Annotated in this window: 17 protein-coding genes; 5 read left to right on the forward strand and 12 right to left on the reverse strand. The window is 62.4% G+C overall.

Features of this window, described 5'->3' with window-relative positions; translation table 11 throughout:
- Nucleotides 1-49 precede the first annotated feature (49 nt).
- From A3A5_RS0124075 to A3A5_RS0124090, 4 genes are all read left to right on the forward strand, one after another.
- Entirely contained in the window at nt 50-820 is a 771-nt protein-coding gene (locus A3A5_RS0124075) for an ABC transporter ATP-binding protein (RefSeq protein ID WP_026201066.1), read from the forward strand.
- Nucleotides 821-833: 13 nt separating this feature from the next.
- The gene (locus tag A3A5_RS0124080) at nt 834-1,559 is read left to right on the forward strand and encodes an ABC transporter ATP-binding protein (RefSeq protein ID WP_018313053.1); all 726 of its coding nucleotides are present in this window, start codon (nt 834-836) and stop codon (nt 1,557-1,559) included.
- Nucleotides 1,560-1,573: 14 nt separating this feature from the next.
- The gene (locus tag A3A5_RS0124085; protein WP_026201067.1) at nt 1,574-2,458 is read left to right on the forward strand and encodes a branched-chain amino acid ABC transporter permease; all 885 of its coding nucleotides are present in this window, start codon (nt 1,574-1,576) and stop codon (nt 2,456-2,458) included.
- Nucleotides 2,459-2,526: 68 nt separating this feature from the next.
- Nucleotides 2,527-3,501, forward strand: coding sequence for a branched-chain amino acid ABC transporter permease (locus tag A3A5_RS0124090; RefSeq protein ID WP_035813606.1), 975 nt, complete (start codon nt 2,527-2,529; stop codon nt 3,499-3,501).
- A gap of 96 nt (nt 3,502-3,597) precedes the next feature.
- Here the strand turns inward: A3A5_RS0124090 and A3A5_RS0124095 are convergent, their stop codons facing one another.
- The 11 genes from A3A5_RS0124095 to A3A5_RS0124145 form a co-directional block, all read right to left on the reverse strand.
- Complete coding sequence (locus tag A3A5_RS0124095) at nt 3,598-5,136, reverse strand: 3-hydroxyacyl-CoA dehydrogenase (protein WP_018313056.1); 1,539 nt, start codon at nt 5,134-5,136, stop codon at nt 3,598-3,600.
- A gap of 104 nt (nt 5,137-5,240) precedes the next feature.
- Nucleotides 5,241-6,230: an NADPH:quinone oxidoreductase family protein gene (locus tag A3A5_RS0124100; RefSeq protein ID WP_018313057.1), complete on the reverse strand. Its 990-nt coding sequence runs from the start codon at nt 6,228-6,230 to the stop codon at nt 5,241-5,243.
- A gap of 12 nt (nt 6,231-6,242) precedes the next feature.
- Nucleotides 6,243-7,355 (reverse strand): CaiB/BaiF CoA-transferase family protein, encoded by a 1,113-nt coding sequence (locus A3A5_RS0124105; protein WP_018313058.1) that lies wholly within the window; start codon nt 7,353-7,355, stop codon nt 6,243-6,245.
- Entirely contained in the window at nt 7,352-8,008 is a 657-nt protein-coding gene (locus A3A5_RS0124110; protein WP_018313059.1) for a 3-hydroxyacyl-CoA dehydrogenase family protein, read from the reverse strand. The genes A3A5_RS0124105 and A3A5_RS0124110 overlap by 4 nt, the downstream gene beginning before the upstream one ends.
- Before the next feature lies 1 nt (nt 8,009).
- The gene (locus A3A5_RS0124115) at nt 8,010-8,885 is read right to left on the reverse strand and encodes a 3-hydroxyacyl-CoA dehydrogenase family protein (RefSeq protein ID WP_026201069.1); all 876 of its coding nucleotides are present in this window, start codon (nt 8,883-8,885) and stop codon (nt 8,010-8,012) included.
- A gap of 9 nt (nt 8,886-8,894) precedes the next feature.
- Nucleotides 8,895-10,061 (reverse strand): acyl-CoA dehydrogenase family protein, encoded by a 1,167-nt coding sequence (locus A3A5_RS0124120; RefSeq protein WP_018313061.1) that lies wholly within the window; start codon nt 10,059-10,061, stop codon nt 8,895-8,897.
- 14 nt (nt 10,062-10,075) lie between these two features.
- Nucleotides 10,076-10,828 carry an SDR family NAD(P)-dependent oxidoreductase gene (locus A3A5_RS0124125; RefSeq protein WP_018313062.1) on the reverse strand — a complete coding sequence of 251 codons (753 nt, stop codon included), beginning with the start codon at nt 10,826-10,828 and terminating at the stop codon, nt 10,076-10,078.
- Nucleotides 10,821-11,591, reverse strand: a complete 771-nt coding sequence (locus A3A5_RS0124130) for an enoyl-CoA hydratase/isomerase family protein (RefSeq protein ID WP_026201070.1) — start codon at nt 11,589-11,591, stop codon at nt 10,821-10,823. The genes A3A5_RS0124125 and A3A5_RS0124130 overlap by 8 nt, the downstream gene beginning before the upstream one ends.
- Nucleotides 11,592-11,593: 2 nt before the next feature.
- Nucleotides 11,594-13,276, reverse strand: a complete 1,683-nt coding sequence (locus A3A5_RS0124135) for a class I adenylate-forming enzyme family protein (protein ID WP_026201071.1) — start codon at nt 13,274-13,276, stop codon at nt 11,594-11,596.
- Nucleotides 13,277-13,292: 16 nt separating this feature from the next.
- Nucleotides 13,293-14,072 (reverse strand): enoyl-CoA hydratase-related protein, encoded by a 780-nt coding sequence (locus A3A5_RS0124140; protein WP_018313065.1) that lies wholly within the window; start codon nt 14,070-14,072, stop codon nt 13,293-13,295.
- A gap of 12 nt (nt 14,073-14,084) precedes the next feature.
- Nucleotides 14,085-15,314, reverse strand: a complete 1,230-nt coding sequence (locus A3A5_RS0124145; protein WP_026201072.1) for a CaiB/BaiF CoA-transferase family protein — start codon at nt 15,312-15,314, stop codon at nt 14,085-14,087.
- A 268-nt stretch (nt 15,315-15,582) separates the two neighbouring features.
- Between A3A5_RS0124145 and A3A5_RS0124150 the strand changes: the two genes are divergently transcribed.
- Nucleotides 15,583-17,259: a sigma-54-dependent Fis family transcriptional regulator gene (locus A3A5_RS0124150; protein WP_018313067.1), complete on the forward strand. Its 1,677-nt coding sequence runs from the start codon at nt 15,583-15,585 to the stop codon at nt 17,257-17,259.
- Between the two features lie 4 nt (nt 17,260-17,263).
- Here the strand turns inward: A3A5_RS0124150 and A3A5_RS0124155 are convergent, their stop codons facing one another.
- The gene (locus tag A3A5_RS0124155) at nt 17,264-17,734 is read right to left on the reverse strand and encodes an Lrp/AsnC family transcriptional regulator (RefSeq protein WP_018313068.1); all 471 of its coding nucleotides are present in this window, start codon (nt 17,732-17,734) and stop codon (nt 17,264-17,266) included.
- Between the last annotated feature and the right edge of the window lie 133 nt (nt 17,735-17,867).

Genomic DNA, 17,867 nt, shown 5'->3' on the forward strand with positions numbered 1-17,867 from the left:
ACCACCGGAAGCCCTTGCTTTGTCCTTCACCCCGCGGGCTTCCCTTTCCATGTCAGATATCATTCTGCAGACAACGCAACTATCAAAGGCCTTTAAAGGCTTCTCGGCAGTGAGCGACGTCAACCTGCGCGTGCGCCGCGGCTCGATCCATGCGCTGATCGGGCCCAATGGTGCCGGCAAGACCACCTGCTTCAACCTGCTCACCAAGTTCCTGGAGCCGACCACCGGCACCATCCTTTTCAATGGCGTCGACATCACGCGCGAAAAACCTGCGCAGATCGCACGCCGTGGCGTGATCCGCTCGTTCCAGATCTCGGCCGTGTTCCCGCACCTGACGGTGATGGAGAACGTGCGCATCGGCCTGCAGCGCCAGCTCGGCACCGCGTACCAGTTCTGGCGCAGCGAACGTTCGCTCGAGGTGCTCAACGGCCGCGCCATGGAGCTGCTCGACGAGGTCGGCCTGACCGAGTTCGCGCAGACCGTCACGGTGAATCTGCCGTACGGACGCAAGCGCGCGCTCGAGATTGCCACCACGCTGGCCATGGAGCCCGAGCTGATGCTGCTCGATGAACCGACGCAGGGCATGGGCCACGAGGACGTGGACCGTGTCACGCAGCTCATCAAGAAGGTCTCGGCAGGCCGCACCATCCTGATGGTCGAGCACAACATGAGCGTGGTGTCGTCGATCGCCGACAGGATCACCGTGCTGCAGCGTGGTGCGATTCTTGCCGAAGGCCCGTACGCGGAGGTCTCGAAGGACCCGCGCGTGATGGAAGCCTACATGGGCACCGCCGACGCCGAGTTGCAAGGCGCGCACTGAGGAGGCCATCGACATGACGACATCCAATGTACCCGCGCTCGAAATCAAGGACCTGCACGCCTGGTACGGCGAATCGCACATCCTGCANGGCGTGGACCTGACCGTGAACCGCGGCGAGGTGGTCACGCTGCTCGGCCGCAACGGCGCCGGCCGCACCACGACGCTGCGCGCGATCATGGGGCTGACCGGCGCGCGCAAGGGCTCGATCAAGGTCAACGGCCACGAGACCATCGGCCTGCCCACGCACAAGATTGCGCACTACGGCATTGGCTACTGCCCGGAAGAACGGGCAATTTTTTCCAGCCTTTCATGCGAGGAGAACCTGATGCTGCCGCCCGTGCTGAAGGGCGCGGACAGCAGCAAAGGCATGAGCGAGGCCGAGATCTACGAGATGTTTCCGAACCTGAAGGAGCGCCGCCAGAGCCAGGGCACGCGTCTGTCGGGTGGCGAACAGCAGATGCTCGCGGTCGGGCGCATTCTGCGCACCGGCGCGAACCTGCTGCTGCTCGACGAGATCTCCGAAGGCCTGGCGCCGGTGATCGTGCAGGCGCTNGCGCGCATGATCCTGATGCTCAAGCAGAAGGGCTACACGGTGGTGATGGTGGAGCAGAATTTCCGCTTCGCCGCGCCGCTGGCGGACCGTTTCTATGTGATGGAGCATGGCGGCATCGTCGAGCGCTTCGCGGCCAATGAGCTGCAAGCGAAGATGCTGGTGCTGAACGAACTACTTGGTGTGTGAGACTGACGATGCCAATTGAAATCTTCGGAATACCGCTGCAGTCGTTGCTATCGCAGGTCTTGCTCGGGCTGGTCAATGGTGCGTTCTACGCCATGCTCAGCCTCGGCCTGGCAGTGATTTTTGGTTTGTTGAACGTCATCAATTTCGCGCATGGCGCTTTATTCATGCTGGGTGCGGTGCTGGCGTGGATGGGTACCACCTATCTGGGACTGTCCTACTGGATGATGCTGCTACTGGCGCCACTTGCTGTTGGCGTTCTGGGCGTGGTGCTGGAGCGTCTGCTGTTGCGACGCATCTATAAGCTGGACCATATCTATGGCTTGCTGCTGACTCTCGGCGTGACGCTGGTGGTGGAAGGTGTATTGCGCTCGGCCTATGGGGTCTCTGGACTGCCGTACTCGACTCCCGAGGCGCTCTCCGGCGGAACAAACCTTGGCTTCATGATTCTGCCAACCTACCGCGCCTGGGTCGTCGCGGCGTCCCTGTCAGTGTGCCTGGGTTCCTGGTTCCTGATCGAGAAGACAAAGCTTGGCTCAGTGCTCCGCGCGGGGACGGAGAACCCGAAGATCGTGGAGGCGTTTGGCGTCAATGTGCCGTTGCTGATTACGGCGATCTATGGGTTCGGGGTGGCGTTGGCCGGCCTCGCCGGCGTGCTCGCCGCGCCAGTCACTCAGGTGTCACCGCTGATGGGGCAGAACCTGATCATCTTGGTGTTTGCCGTGGTGGTGATAGGCGGCATGGGTTCGATCCTTGGCGCCGTGTTGACCGGCCTCGGCCTAGGGGTCATCGAAGGCATGACCAGGGTGTTCTACCCGGAAGCCTCATCGACCGTGGTGTTTCTCGTAATGGTCATTGTCTTGTTGTTTCGGCCTGCAGGACTGTTTGGTAAGGAAAAATGATGAGCGGATACTTCTCCACCCCTCGGCTTGCGGCCCCCACTAGACTCGCCAGCGGTTCCGCCGCGCGGATGTCCAGGTACGCAGGCGCGGTAATGCTGATTCTGCTGGTGCTTGCGCCACAGGCAGGCGTTTACCCAATCTTCGTGATGAAGATTCTTTGCTTTGCTCTGTTCGCTGCGGCTTTCAACCTGTTGCTTGGCTTTACCGGTCTGTTGTCATTCGGCCACGCTGCGTTCTTTGGCGGTGCAGGCTATGTCACCGGATATGCCATGAAGACCTGGGGCGTTTCCGCTGAGGTCGGCCTTGTCGCCGGCGTGGCGACGGCCTCGGTGGTGGGATTGCTGATGGGCGCGCTCGCCATTCGCCGGCAAGGCATCTATTTCTCGATGATCACACTAGCGTTGGCCCAGATGTTCTTCTTCGTCTGCCTGCAGACGCCGGTCACCGGCGGAGAAGACGGGATGCAGGGAATCCCGCGGGGCAGCCTTTTTGGCGCACTACCACTATTCTCGGACATGACGTTCTACTACGTTGTCGTTGCGATCTTTGTGGCTGCCTTCGCGCTAATTGTGCGCATCGTTCATTCGCCGTTCGGACAACTGCTCAAGGCGATCAAGGAGAACGAGGCGCGCGCGGTGTCGCTGGGTTTCGACGCAAACCGCTTCAAGCTGCTGGCCTTTGTTCTGTCAGCGGCGCTTGCTGGCTTGGCGGGCTCAATGAAGGCGCTGGTGCTCGGCTTTGAGACGCTGACCGATGTTCACTGGACCATGTCGGGATCGGTAATCCTGATGACGCTAGTCGGGGGCATGGGCACGCTCACGGGACCGGTGATTGGTGCACTGGTCGTCGTTGTGCTCGAGAATAAGCTTGGCGAGATCGGCGCAGGATTGGCGAGCATGACCGGTTTGGAATGGTTTGCGACGCTGGGCGAGTCGGTCACACTGGTGACCGGGACGATCTTTATCGTATGCGTGCTTACGTTCCGCCGCGGCATCATGGGGGAGGTGCTCGCGCGGATGAGACGCGGGCCGAAGCGGATGTAAGACTTCGGTACTATGCCCGGGTGTTGGTAGCGGTACAAGATTATGGCGCTGCCAGCAGTCTGGGCGGCGCCATTGCATCGTTGGGGGAGCCTGGCGTCAGGCGCCTTGGGCCAGCAGTGACAGGCCCAGGCCGGCGCGGCGCCACAGCCACGGGCTCGGACGGTAGCGCATGTCGCCCGTCAGCGCTTCCATGTTGCGCAGCGTCTCCAGCACCAGTTGCGGGCCGACGGCGTCGCCCAGGACCAGCGGGCCCTTCGGGTAGCCCAGGCCGAGGTTCACAGCCAGGTCGATGTCCGCGGGCGAGGCGATGCACTGCTGCGCGATATCGCTGGCAATATTGATGATGCAGCAGAGCACGCGCTGGGCGACGAAGCCGGCCGAGTCGCGGATCACCGTGACCGGCACGCCGTCGCTCGCGAACAGTCCGTGCGCGGCGTCGCGCGCGGCGGCGCTGGTGGCCGGCGTGGTCATCAGCGTGCGGCGCTTGGTGGACTCGAACGGCAGCAAGGTATCGATGGCCACCGTGCGCGAGGCGTCCAGCCCTTGCTGGAGAGCGGTGGTCGTGGCGTCGAGGCCAAGCGGCGTGACGACGATCAGCGCGTCGGCCGAAGGCTGGTCGCCGCTCTCAGGCGTCACCCCCAGCGCGCCGAGCAGCTTAGTCGCCATGACATGACCGCGTTCGCTGGCGCGGCTGACCCACACGCTGGCCGGACGTGCCGACGGGACGGCGGCGGTGGCCGGGACCTGCTGCTGGCCATCCACGTAGCGGTAGAAGCCGGCGCCGGCCTTGCGGCCGACGAGTCCGCCGACCGCGCGGATCGCCGTGATCGGTGACGGGCGGTAGCGCGGCTCCTGGTAGAACTGGTTGTAGATCGATTCCATCACCGGGTGCGACACATCGAGCCCGGTCAGGTCCATCAGCTCGAACGGCCCCATGCGGAAGCCGGCCTGCTCGCGCATGATGTTGTCGATGTCGGCAAACTCGGCCACGCCCTCCTGCGCGACCTTCAGGCCTTCGATGTTCATGCCGCGCCCGGCATGGTTGACGATGAAGCCCGGCATGTCCTTGCAGCGCACCGGCGTATGGCCCATGCGGCGCGACAGTGCCATCAGCGCGTCACCCACCGCGGGGTCGCCCGAGAGACCGTCGATGACCTCGACCACCTTCATCAGCGGCACCGGGTTAAAGAAGTGATAGCCGGCAATCCGGCCCGGGTGCTGCGCGCCCACGGCGATCGCCGTGATCGACAGCGAGGACGTGTTCGAGGCGATGATGGCGTCCTCACGCAGGATGGCTTCCAGCTTGGCCACCAGATCCCGCTTGACTTCCAGCTTTTCGACGATGGCTTCCACCACCATGTCGCTCGCGGCCAGGTCTTCCAGTGCGCCGCAGAGCTTGACGCGGGCCAGCGTGGCCTCGGCATCGGCCGCGCTGATCTTGCCCTTTTCGGTCAGCTTGGCCAGTGTGTCCCGCAGATACTGGCGGGCGGTGGCCACGGCCTGCGGGTTGGCATCGTACAGGTTGACGGTCAAGCCGGCCTGCGCGGCAATCTGCGCGATGCCGCGGCCCATGGCGCCGGTGCCCACGATGCCCACGGCTTCAATCCGCTTAGTTGAGTTGGAAATGACGTTCATTTGTCGGTTCATATCGGAGTGTCAGGACGTCCCGCTATAGGGAAGTCGGATAGAAATCGGGGCCGCCATGCAACGCAGGCGACCCCGTATCTCGAAGCTCGATTTCAGTTGAGGGTGAGAACGTACTTGCCGGCAGCTTGTCCAGAAGCCAATTTGGCAAGTGCCTCACCGGCGCGAGCTAGTGGCAGCACGGCGGCAATCGGCGGCTTGAGAGCCCCTTGCTCATACAGCTTGAAAAGCTTTTCCTGTACCGCATGGACCTTCGCGGGCTGCCGTTCCCGATAGTCGCTCCACTGCAGGCCGCCTACGCTGATGTTCTTGACGAGCAGGTAATTGGCCTTGATTTCCGGAATGCGGCCAGCGGCAAAACCAATGACGACCGCGCGACCACACCATGCCATCGCGCGCAAGGCAGCGTCGAAGACGTCGCCGCCGAGCGTTTCGAGCAGCACATCCGCGCCGTGGTTTACCGTTGCCGCGCGAACCTGGTCGCGCAGGGCATCTCGAAGATTCGGTGCCGCGAGGTCAATGACGGCGTCCGCCCCCATATCCTTGGCGATTTTCGCATGCGCGGCGCCACTGACGCCGGCGAGGGCGGTACCGCCAAGTCCCTTAACGATCTGCAGCGCTGCGGAACCGACGCCACCGGCTGCCCCGGTCACCAGCACCGTTTCCCCTTCTTTGTATCCGCCCCGTTCGACCAGAGCGAAGTACGCAGTCTGGTAGACCAGACCCATGGCCGCCGCATCTTCGAATGACATAGCGTCCGGGATCCGGAAGCAGGAATCGGCGTTGGCACTGACGAGCTCGGCAAATGCGCCATACTCGAGTTGCGCAACGACGCGATCACCCGGGCGAAATGCCTTGACGTTACTGCCGACCGCGCGCACGACTCCGGCTGCATCCTTGCCTGGGGCAAAAGGGCGATCAGGCAGAACTTGGTATTTGCCGCGTACCACCAGCAGGTCGGGATAGTTGACCGCGGCGGCTCGGACTTCAATCAAGACTCCATCGGCAGGGGGCACCGGATCCGGCAACTCGCCGATGGACAGGTGCTCGGGCTCATTGAATTCCTGGATAACGATAGCTTTCATATCGAATGGACCTTATGGTTTTAGAAAATTGTTGTCCGCGCCGAGGGCGGGTGAGGTCTGGGTGAGGCTTACGCTGCGGAAAGCCGCGTCCACGGGAACGGGTAGCGCGGGCAATGTGGCGCCGGCCGCAGTTTCTACTGTCCGGTCAAACACATGCCGTGCAGCGAAATGCGGGTCAGCGATAGCCTCCTCCAGGCTGACCACACGGCTGGTGCAAACGTCCTGTCCCGCGAAGCGGTCCATCCAGTAGTCAGCCGTGTGTTTTTTCACGGCAGCGGCGACAGCCTCGGTCGCATCCGCCGACGAAAGCCGGTTGAGTGCCGCAGCGTCCAGGCCGATCAGCGCGGTAAAGTTGCCCCAGAACTTTTCTTCAATGGGTGCCGCGGCAAGGAACTCGCCATCGGCGGTCCGGTAGACCTGATACCGCGGCGAGCCGCCGGTCACCAGGTCCGAGGCAGGGCGGGGCCACTGGCCCAGGGCACCCGAGCCAAGTCCCCAGTACTGGAACGCAAATAGGTTGTCAGCCATGGCGATATCCAAATGAATGCCTTTGCCGCTCTGTTCGCGCTGGCGCAGCGCTAGCAGGATATTGATCATGGCCGGATACGCGCCGCCGGCGATATCAGCGATCAGCGCCGGCGGCAGCCCCGGCTTGCCGTCAGTTCCGATGGCCAGCGACAGCATGCCCGCGGCTGCGACGTAGTTCAGGTCATGCGCGGCCTCGTTCGCCCTCGGGCCGTGCTGGCCAAAGCCTGTGATCGAGCAGTACACCAGGCGCGGATTTATTTTCTCGACATCTGCATAGCCGAGACCCAGCCGGCCCATCACACCCGGCCGGAATTGCTCGAGCAGGACGTCGGCTTCCTGGATCAGTGGCACAAGACTGTCGATCGCCCCCGGCGATTTCAGGTCGATGGCGACAGATTTCTTGCCGCGATTGAGCAGCACGAAGTTGGCACTGTCATGATCCGCCTTGGGCTCGTAGGACCGCATCTCGTCGCCACGGTCGGGCCGCTCGAACTTGATGACCTCGGCCCCTGCTTCGGCCAGCAGCAGAGAACATAGCGGTCCGGGCAGCAAGGTGCTGAAATCCAGCACTTTCACGCCAGTCAGTGGTTGTGTCATGGCGTGCCTGCCTTGGCCCGTTCCGCAGCAACTCGGGCGCGGCGTGCCGGCGCATAAGCTTCCTGGCCGAGCGCCTCGTAGAGCGCCTGCGTGACAGCGTAGTGTTGTGCCAGTCCGGTGCGCTCCAGCAGCGAGATGGGGCCTTCCGGATAGCCGAGGCCCAGGCACAAGGTCTTGTCCAGGTCCGCAGCGCTGGCCAGCTTTTCATCCAGGCGCCGCAGCGCCGCGTTGAAGTAGGGCCGGATCAGCCGATCGACGATGCGTCCCGCAAAGTCATTGCAGACTGCCACGACCAGGCCGCTGGCCTGGAATGCTGCCTTGGCGGACTCAATCGCCTCGCGGTTGGTACCCGGTTGCCGCACCAGTTCCACCAGCGGGCTGGGATCGGCCTTGCCCAGGCGGAAGCGGGCGAAGCCAACGACATTCGATCCTTCCACGCCGCTACTTTCGCCGGTATGGAAGCCCAGACATTCCATATCGAGCTCGATGGCCACAAAGGTCCGGCCCTCATGGCCGGTACCGCGGGCATAGGCGGCGCCGGCGTCAGCGCCGAGGTAGACCAGGCCCTCACCATCCACCGTGGATTGTTCCAGGAAAGTGTGCGGGGCTGGGAAAGAGCGGCTCTCGCCGGCATGTACGATCTCATATTGCATATCAGGCTCCGAACATCTTGGTATCGCCGTAGACGTGAAAGCCCTCGCCGGTTTTCTTGCCGAGGCGGTTGGCTGCGATCATGCGCCGTACCAGCGGTGGGCAGGCGGCGCGCGGCTCATGGGTCAGGCCATGCATGGCCTCGCACAGCAGCTTCTGGGTATCCATGCCGACCAGGTCAAGCAGTTCGAGCGGACCCATTGGATATCCAAGCGCGGTCTTGATGGCCAGGTCGATATCGGCGGGTTCGGCCACGCCTTGCTCGACCAACCTGATGGCGTCGTTGTTGAAGGGGATCAGAAAGTAGTTGAGGATGAAACCCGGCGTGTCCTGCGTGGCCACGGGCTTTTGTCCCATGGCTTCGGCAAAGGCCCAGGCTCGCTGGAAGGTTCCGTCGGACGTGGCCAGTCCGGGAGACATCTCGATCAGCTTCATCAATTGCGCCGGCAGACAGAAGTGCATGCCGACAAAGCGGTCCGGTCGTCCTGAGCCGCCGGCGATCTCAGTAATCGAGATCGTGGAGGTGTTCGACGCAAAGATGGTGCGCTCCGGGCACACCCGGTCGAGCGCCTGGAACAATTGGTGCTTGACAGTGAGATCCTCGAACACGGCCTCGATAACGATGTCGCACTGTGCAAGCGTTGCGAGTTCGGAGGTGCCTTGCCAGCGGGCCAATGCTTCGGCGGCCGCTCCCTGCGGCAGCTTGCCGCGTTCCTCTGACTTCTTCAGGAAAGCCTCGGTCTGGTCTCTGGCGCGATCGAGTGCGTCTTGCCTGGCGTCGAACACGATGGTGCGAAATCCTGCGCGGGCAGCCACAATGGCGATTCCGGCCCCCATGGTGCCAGCGCCAGCCACGCCGACGGTCTGAATAGTTGTCACCGTTGTCTCCTACTTCGTCAAGAAACTGCGTCCAATCAGTTGGCGATGCACCTGGTTCGTGCCCTCCCAGATCTGCGTGATCTTGGCATCGCGCATGAGCCGCTCAACCCGATAGTCGTTGCAATACCCGTAGCCGCCGAGGAGCTGCACCGCATCCGTAGTGATCCGCATGGCGGCATCCGACGCGCGCTGCTTTAGCATCGAGGCTTCCACGCCGAAGTCCTGCTCGCCGGCATCGACCATCTCGCCGACGCGCCATAGCCACGATTCGCATAGCGCCAGCTCCGAGGCGAGGTCGGCCAGCATGAACTGGATGCCCTGGAACTCCAGGATCCGCTTGCCCGATTGCCGGCGCTCGTTGATATACGCAACGGCATCCTCAAAGGCGGCGCGCGCGATGCCGAGCGCATGCGCTGCGACGCTGGGTCGCGAGCGATTGAGCGAGCCGAACAGAATGCGCAGACCATCCCCCGGATTGCCGATCAGATTGGCGCGCGGAACTCGGCAGCCATCGAAAGCCAGGCTAGCAGTGCTGGATGCGCGCGTTCCCATCTTGTGCTCCGTGCCCAGCACGCGCAGCCCTTCGGTGCCTTTCTCCAGGAGCAGTACAGAAATTGCCGCTTTCGGATCACTGATCTCCGACCATTTGCCGAAGAGTAAGTACTGGTCAGCGACGTCGCCATTGGTGATGAAGGTCTTGCCACCTTCGATGACAATGTCTTCCCCGTCCGGGGTAAAGCTGGTGCGCATGCCCGTTGCGTCGGAACCAGCCGATGGCTCGGTGATCGCCAGCGAAGCGAGTCCGCCCTCGGCAATCTTCGGCAGCAGGCGGGTCTTCTGTTCCTCGCTGCCGTACTCGATCAGCGGCTTGATGGCATGGAAATTCGTCGCCCAGACGATGCCGGTCGAAGCACACGCCTTGGAGATCTCCCGCACGCAAGCGAGATAGCAGAGATAGGAGAGCTGCGAGCCGCCATAGACGTCGGGAATGAACATCGCGTTCAGTCCCAGCGCGTTGATCGCCTGCACGTTCTCCCACGGGAAGGCACCGGTGCGGTCATAGTCGGCGGCGCGCGGCGCGATCTGTGTTTCACATAGCTCCCTGACGCTGTCCAGGATCATGCGTTCTTCGTCGGAGAGGGGCAGGCGGGCGTCCAGTCGTTCCAGAATGTTCATGAGTGCATCCTTTATCAAAGGGCCATGCCCTGGCCGCCGTCGACATAGAGTGTTTCGCCGGTCAGGAAGCGTCCGGGCAACAGGAACAGCATTGTGACGAGGCGCCCTATGTCCGCGGCTTGCCCCGGGCCGCCGGCCGGAATGCGCTTCTTTAGGAACGATTGGAGCGCCTCGCCGTTCAGCTCTTCCCGGTTCAGATCCGTCTCGATATACCCGGGGGCGATATTGAGTACGCGGATGCCGTTGCGGGCCCATTCCACGGCAAGGCACCGAGAGATCGCCCCTACAGCGGCCTTGGACGCACAGTAAGCGGCGTTGGCCTTGACGCCAAGCTTGTCGTAGAACGATCCGATATTGACGATGAGCGACGAGTCGCTCTCACATAGGTAGGGGTAGGCGGCCTGGCTGGCGAGCAACACCGAGGTGGCATTGGTCGTCATCACGCGCTCGAAATCCGCAATCGGAAAGGTCGAGGACGCGCCTTGCAGATGGATACCGGCGTTGTTGACCAATCCCACCACCGGCTGGCCGAACATCTCAGGCACTGCGGCGAATGCGGCCTGGACCGAGTCCCGGTCAGTGATATCGCAGCGCATGGCGCGCAGCCGGCCTGTCACTGCTTCGTCCAGTCCTTGCAGAACGGGAAGGTCGCCGGAGCGAGACAGGCATGCGACGTGCAAGCCCGCGCTGGCAAGCTCGACTGAAATGGATGCACCGATCCCGCGGCTTCCGCCCGTCACGATGACCGTACCGTTGATCTCAGGCATCTTTGAACTCCGGAGTGCGTTTTTGCAGGAATGCGCGCATACCTTCCGCTGCATCGGCAGTCTGGTAGGCAAGGGTGGACAAATCGGCTTCAATGTCCAGTCCCTCTGCCAGCGTGGTGGCCATGCCGCGGGAGACGGCCTCGCGGGCAAAGAGTGACGCGCAGCGGCTGTAGCCGATGAAGTCCTCCATGAAGGTTTTGCCGAGTTCCTCCGGCGGGCCTTCGGGCACGACACGGTTGACCAGGCCCCAGCGCTCGGCCTCGATCGCGTCGACGGTACGCCCAGACATCACCAGTTCGGTGGCGCGCGCCTCGCCCACCAGGCGCGGCAGTCGCTGGGTGCCGCCGTACCCCGGAATCAGGCCGAGCTTGATCTCGGGCAGGCCCATGCGCGCCTTGATGGTGGCAATGCGAAACGTGCAGGCCATGGCCAATTCGAGCCCGCCGCCAAAGGCGTAGCCGTGCAGCACCGCCACAGACGGAATCGGTAGTGCGGCCAGCTTGTCGAAGGTACGCTGGCCGAGTTGGGCGCCGAGGCGCTGCGCCATCAAGCCCCTGTCCATCAGTTCCTTGATGTCGGCTCCGGCGCAGAAGGCCTTGGACCCGGCGCCGGTAATGACGAGCGCGCGTGCATCGGACGCAGCCACCCGGTCGAGGATGTCTGACAACGCCTCGATCATCGTGAACTGGAGCGCGTTCAGTGCGTCTAGCCGGTTCAGGGTCAGGATCGCGTACGGGCCAGCATACTTCAGATCAATCGCCATGATCATGCTCCCGCGACGGCGCGCGCCCGGTAGCGCACCGCCGTCGGCTTCAGTTGTCCGCGCAAGGTCATCTCGATCAGTTCGCGTTTGAGGATCTTTCCGCTCGCGGTGAGGGGAAAGCTATCGAGTCCGAGGAAGTACTCCGGCATGTCGTATTTGGATAAGCCGCAGCCAGCGAGATGTTCCAGCATGTCGCTCGAAAGGAGTTCTTGCCCTGCGCGCACGATGACCGCGAGGCAGACCTTTTCGCCCAGTCGCTCGTCTTGGACCGGATAGGCTGCGGCACGTTCGACCTTGGGATGACGCATGGCAAGCTCTTCGATCCGAGCCGGATGGATATTGTGTCCGCCGCGGATGATCAGGTCCTTTTTGCGCCCGACGATCACCACGCAGCCGTTCTCGTCAAGGATGCCGAGATCTCCGCTCATGAACCAGCCATGGATGTTGAACGAGGTCTCGGTCGCCACTTGATTGCTGAAGTACCCGAGCATCAGTAGCCCACCGCGCCCGCCGATCTCGCCGACTTCACCGACCTCGGCCTCTTCGTCGATGTTGTCCTGCTTCCAGAGCTTTACCTCATAGCCCCGGCATGCGCGACCGCAGGTCGATACGATGGTGTCCTGCGTGTCGGTCGGAACGGTGTAATTGTGCGAGCCGTTTTCGGTCATGCCGTACACGTTCTGAGGCGTCACGCCGAGGCTGACGAACTTCTGCGCGACTTCGCGGGGGATTGCCGCGCCGGCCATGTAGAAGGTGCGGACCTCACCCAGCGACGTCATGTTGCGGTCGCGAACCGCCTGCAGGATGTCCATCGCATGCGTGGGCACGCCCATTACGTAGGTCGCGCCCGTTTCGAGGATCCAGTCGAGCGCGTGCTTGCCTGCCCGCAGGTTAGTCATCACCATCTCCAGCCCGGCAACCAGCATCTGCTCCATCGCGACCGTCGCAATGTGGTGGCTCATCGGGCTGAGCGTCAGCAGCGTGGTACCGGCCGTGTGGCCCCAGTCCTCGACCAGCGCACGGCCATTCGCCAGCAGCGTGTTGTCGCTATGCATGACACCCTTGGGCAGGCCGGTGGTGCCAGATGTGAAGGCCAGATAGACGATCTTGTCCGGGTTCAGGTCCGGCGTGGAAAGGGCTGAAGGGGGCTGTCTGTCCGGGAACGGGAGGGCGCCTTCGTGCAGCGCGGGGTCGCCGGCAGCCGGATTGGGCTGCGCAAAGACGCACGCCAGCGTCGGGATATCCGCGACCCGGGAGAAGATGGAGTTGCGATCGGAGTCGGCGCCGTAGCCTGGCATTGCGAACAGCGCCCGGCACTGGATCCGGTTCAACAACGTGCAGATATCGTCGACGGTATAGTTCTGGTGCAGCGACGGGCAGCAGACGTAGCCATTGCGCGAGCACGCCAGGAAGATGATAGTGGCCTGCACCACGTTGGGCAGCCAGATGCCGACGCGGTCGCCCGGCTTCATGCCTTGGCGATGGAGCGCTTCAGCGACGCTGTCGACCCAGTCGACCACTTCGCGCCAGGTCAGCCTGACATCGGCATCGCGCAGCGCGCAGGAAGTGGGGCGCTCGCGCGCATGACGCCGGGCCAGCGTGTACAGCGTCTCCTGCTGCCAGATGCCAGACAGGTAGTAGTCCCTCGCATTCTGGGGGTTGTGAAGGGTCAGAATGTTCTGCATGATGGTCACCCGTACTTCAATGCCCGAACTTCGAGGAATCGGGCTTGCGGCGCTCGGCGAAGGCGGCTGCCAGCTCGTCGTGCTCGTCCGATTCGAGGTAGCCGCGCAGCAGGAGGTCGTGCGCCATCCGCGACAGGCCGCCCACGCCGCCGTGACGCGCATTGAAGGCGCTCTTCAGCGAGGCCAGTGCGAATGCGCCGCGCTCGGCGACCTCCAGGGCATACTCGCGGGTCGCCGCGCGCAACTGGTCATCGGGGACAACACGGTTGATCAGGCCCATCTCGACCGCCTCCTGGGCGGTGATCTTGGGGTTGCGGTACCAGATATCTTTGGCGCGCTTCTTTCCGACCAGATCTTCCAGGTACCACGTTCCGTAGCCGGCGTCGAAGCTGCCGACCATCGGGCCTACCTGGCGGAAGATGGCTGACTCCTTCGCGATCGTCAGGTCGCAGACCACCTGCAGGACATTGCCGCCGCCGACCGCGAAGCCATTGACCGAAGCAATCACGGGTTTTTGCAGCCGGTCGATGCTCTCGTACATCTCCAGCGTCGGCAGCACCCCGGCATAGAGTGTGGTGTCCTGCATGCCGTCCTTGCGGCCGCCGGTGCAGAAGAACTTGTCGCCAGCGCCGGTGATCACGATCACGCGGGTACGGGTTTCACGGCGGATCGCGTTGATGCAGTCGCGGATTTCGTGGCACATGGTCTCCGTGAACATGTTGCCGTCTTCCGGCCGGTTCAGCGTGATCGTGCCGATGGGGCCGTCTTCTTCGTAGAGGATTTCCGAGTAGCTCATTGTGTCTCCTTGTTAGACGATTTCTGCGTCGATGAGGCCTGCAATACACGTCGCGGACATAGAAAGACGTTCCGCGAGAATGCGCTCAGTGTCCTGCCCGAGGGCAGGGGGAGGGGTGCGATAGACGGCGCTGGCGCCGTCGAAGGCGATGCCAAGGCCAACCTGCGGGACGCGGCCCACAGCGCCTTGCCCCGCGAAGAACATGCCGGCGGCGCGCAACGGCGGGTCGTCGACCAACTGGTCGATGCTGTTGATCGGCCCGGCCGGGATGCGGTGCCGGGCGAACAGCGCCAGCCAGTGTTCACGCCGCTGGGTAGCCAGGATCTTGGCGATGGCGGCGACGATCGTTGCGCGTGCCTGACGGCGCTTGGCATTGGTCTCAAAGCCGGCTTGCTTGCCATAGGCGGGTTGGTCGACCGCTTCCCAGAAGCGCTGCCAGATGGCGTCGTTGCCCAGGCCGAGCGTGATGGGAAAGTCGGCCGTCTCGAACACCTGGTAGATGGCAATGACTGAGTCGGTGCCGCCTGAACGCGTTGGCGGATCGCCGGACCCGAGGAACGGGACGATCCTCGGCGCCATGAAGCGCGTGGCGGTGGCAACCATCGATACGTCGATCTGCTTGCCGGCGCCGGTGCGTTCCCGCTCGAATAGCGCGGCGAGCGTAGCCATGGCAATATCCTGGCCCGCTAGCAGGTCGGCCGCGGGGGTGCCGATCTTCTGCGCGGGCCGTCCTGGCTCGCCGGTGAGATGCATTACGGCAGAGTAACCTTCGGCGATTAGGTCATAGCAGGGCAGGTCGGCACGCTCGCCCTGCAGGCCGAAGCCGGTCACCGACACATGGATCAGGGCCGGGTGGATCGCCTTGAGCGTGGCGTAATCCAGCCCGAGCTTTTCCTGCACCCGCTGCGTCGTACTCAGGACGACGACATCGGCCTGTCGCACTAGTTGATGGGCGATGCTGCGACCCTCGGCCCTGGTTAGGTCGACCGTCATGCTCTGTTTGTTGCGGTTCATGCTCAGGAACCACAGCGACTCGCCATCGAGGAACGGTGGCCCCCAACTGCGCGTATCGTCGCCGCCCGTGCGCTTTTCGACTTTGATGACTTCCGCGCCAAGGTCGGCGAGCAGCAGGGTGCCATATGGGCCAGCGACTGAGGTGGTGAAGTCCAGCACACATACGCCTTCGAGGCATCGCAAGCCCGGACCTTCGGTGAGCTGCGGGAGTGTATTCAGGGCGTTCATTTCGGGTCCGGTGAACAAGTTCGCACCGGTAACCGCAAAGGGCGTGCCAATGTATTGGCATGCGCTTTGCGGTAATCCCTTGCGAGTTCCAGGGACCCAATTCCCGCTTGGCCTGAAGCCGCGAGGGGCCTGCATTAGTGCGGCAGATAACTGCCACAGGTCTTAGAATTGGGCTGTATTCGAGGCTGTACTCGAGCGTAGTCGGAAAGGCACTTGTGTCTTCGGCGAAGACACTTACGGCAGGCCACGCTCATCCTGTGGTGGAGACATGAAACGAGACTCGGAAGGCATCCTCGTCCTGGACAACGAGGGCAAGACGACATTTTCAAGCGGGCTGGGCCGCGACACGCTGGTTGCCGGTTCGCTGAGCCGCATGTGGCAGAACCGGGCCCGCATTCCCGTCAAGCGGCTTTCAGCCATGACGGAACTGGAGCGCCCGCTGACGGTGGCGGCCATTTCTACGCGCGATTCCGTCTGCTTTCTGATCTTCGCCGTGCAGGAAGCAGACGAACTGACGGAATTCCTGGCCAGCGTGGATTCGGCCGAGGACATCCTCAGGCACTTTGTGACGGACCCCTACAAGGCCATGGTGGTGGTCGATACCGCGGGCAAGATTACCTACATGAGCCCGGTACATGAACGTTTCTTCCGGCTCAAGCATGGGGAAGCAATTGGCCGGCCGGTGACCGATGTCATAGAGAACACCAGGCTCCAGGAGGTGGTCAAGACCGGCAAGGCGCAAGTCGCGCAACTGCAGGAGATGAATGGCGTTACGCGCGTCGTTTCGCGCTTGCCTATCTTTGACCGCAACAAGCGAGTGGTGGCTGCCATCGGACAGGTGATGTTCAAGGGCCCGGAGGTAATGAAGGAGCTGACGGCCGAATTGGCACGGGTCAAGCAGGAACTGGACTTTTACAAGCGCGAGCTTTCCGGCATTCGCAATCGCAGTTACGGGCTAGATCAAATTGTCGGCAGCAGCGACTCAGTGCGCAGACTTAAGGAGGACATCCTGCGGGTTGCGCCGCTCGACGTGCCGGTCCTGTTGGCCGGTGAGAGCGGCACGGGTAAGGAGATGGTCGCCCATGCCATCCATATGCTGAGCCCCCGCAGCGACAAGCCGCTGATCCTCGTCAATGCGGCAGCGATGCCCCCCAATCTGGTGGAAAGCGAGTTATTTGGCTACGAACCCGGAGCGTTCACGGGAGCCGACCGGAAGGGCCGAAAGGGCAAGTTCGAAGCGGCGGACACAGGCACCATGTTCCTGGATGAAATTGGTGACATGCCGATCGACATGCAGGTGAAACTGCTGCGTGTCCTGCAAGACGGACAGTTCGAGCGAATTGGTGGCGAGCGGGCACGGCACTCGGACTTCCGCCTGATTTCGGCAAGTAACCGCGACTTCAAATCCATGATCGCGAGCTCGACCTTCCGCCTGGATCTGTTCTATCGCATTAGCGCGGTTACTTTGCGTCTGCCGGCGTTGCGCGACCGGCTCGAGGATATTCCAGAGCTGACTGACACATTCCTTGAGGCATTTGCGATGCGCCATGGTGCACCCAAGAAGGGAATCTCGGACCAGGCGATCCGGTATCTGCAATCACGGGCGTGGCCAGGCAATATCCGCCAACTGCAGCACGCAGTCGAGCGCGCTGCGATTTTCTGCGATGGGCCAACATTGTCCATTGCGGACTTTGGACACCTCGAAGGCGCGGAGCATCAATATGGAAGTAATCGGGCCATTTCCCCGCCGCAAAGCGAAAGGGGAGGAGCAGACATCCGCGAGGCCAAGGAGCGCGTCGAATCCGAGCTGATCCTCGAGGCGATGCGCCGGACCGGAGGCAACAAGAAGCGCGTGGCGGAAGAACTCGGTATCTCGCGCTCATACCTATACAAGCGCCTGAGCATGATGGAAGGTAGCCACAACAACGAGTCACCAGCAACCTAACGGCTCAAAGCATCGGCGACGTGCGATTCAGCACCGTCTTCAGTGCGAAGCTGGAACGGATATGCTCAACGCCCGGAATTCGGGTCAGCGTGCGCGTCAGGAAGCTCTGGTATGAGTTCAGATCTGGCACCAGGACGCGAAGGATGAAGTCGGCATCGCCTGTCATCGTGAAGCAACTCATCACCTCAGGCGCAACCACGATTTCCTTTTCGAAGCGGGCTATGGCAGCTTCGGACTGATTGTTCAAAGACACCAGAACAAAGACATTGAGCTCGCCGATCAGCTTGCTTTCGTCGAGCTTCGCGACGTAGCCGCGGATGAACCCTTGCTTTTCGAGCTTGTGGACGCGCTTGAGCGTCGGCGTGAGCGACAAGCCGATGCGTTCTGACAGTTCCCGCCAGCTTAGACGACCGTCGGCCGACAGCTCGCGCAAGATCCTGATGTCTGTTTTATCGAGTGTTTGATCGGAGTTCATATACTCTGCGTGAACTGGAATTTGTGGTTCAGAGAAGCTACCTGGACAGGGATAGCTAATTCATTTTGGCGCAAACGCCTTCGGTTGGAAACATAAAATTACTCTCATTCTGAGAATGTTTCTTTCCCGGAGG

This window comes from Cupriavidus sp. UYPR2.512, from assembly GCF_000379565.1.
In the GTDB taxonomy this organism is placed as follows: Bacteria; Pseudomonadota; Gammaproteobacteria; order Burkholderiales; family Burkholderiaceae; genus Cupriavidus.

Bases quoted from the DNA above. Each gene is read 5' to 3' on its own strand.
- A3A5_RS0124075 (WP_026201066.1), top strand. From the start codon at position 50: ATGTCAGATATCATTCTGCAGACAACGCAACTATCAAAGGCCTTTAAA.
- A3A5_RS0124090 (WP_035813606.1), top strand. From the start codon at position 2,527: ATGTCCAGGTACGCAGGCGCGGTAATGCTGATTCTGCTGGTGCTTGCG.
- A3A5_RS0124095 (WP_018313056.1), bottom strand. From the start codon at position 5,136: ATGAACGTCATTTCCAACTCAACTAAGCGGATTGAAGCCGTGGGCATC.
- A3A5_RS0124100 (WP_018313057.1), bottom strand. From the start codon at position 6,230: ATGAAAGCTATCGTTATCCAGGAATTCAATGAGCCCGAGCACCTGTCC.
- A3A5_RS0124105 (WP_018313058.1), bottom strand. From the start codon at position 7,355: ATGACACAACCACTGACTGGCGTGAAAGTGCTGGATTTCAGCACCTTG.
- A3A5_RS0124110 (WP_018313059.1), bottom strand. From the start codon at position 8,008: ATGCAATATGAGATCGTACATGCCGGCGAGAGCCGCTCTTTCCCAGCC.
- A3A5_RS0124120 (WP_018313061.1), bottom strand. From the start codon at position 10,061: ATGAACATTCTGGAACGACTGGACGCCCGCCTGCCCCTCTCCGACGAA.
- A3A5_RS0124125 (WP_018313062.1), bottom strand. From the start codon at position 10,828: ATGCCTGAGATCAACGGTACGGTCATCGTGACGGGCGGAAGCCGCGGG.
- A3A5_RS0124130 (WP_026201070.1), bottom strand. From the start codon at position 11,591: ATGGCGATTGATCTGAAGTATGCTGGCCCGTACGCGATCCTGACCCTG.
- A3A5_RS0124135 (WP_026201071.1), bottom strand. From the start codon at position 13,276: ATGCAGAACATTCTGACCCTTCACAACCCCCAGAATGCGAGGGACTAC.
- A3A5_RS0124140 (WP_018313065.1), bottom strand. From the start codon at position 14,072: ATGAGCTACTCGGAAATCCTCTACGAAGAAGACGGCCCCATCGGCACG.
- A3A5_RS0124145 (WP_026201072.1), bottom strand. From the start codon at position 15,314: ATGAACGCCCTGAATACACTCCCGCAGCTCACCGAAGGTCCGGGCTTG.
- A3A5_RS0124150 (WP_018313067.1), top strand. From the start codon at position 15,583: ATGAAACGAGACTCGGAAGGCATCCTCGTCCTGGACAACGAGGGCAAG.
- A3A5_RS0124155 (WP_018313068.1), bottom strand. From the start codon at position 17,734: ATGAACTCCGATCAAACACTCGATAAAACAGACATCAGGATCTTGCGC.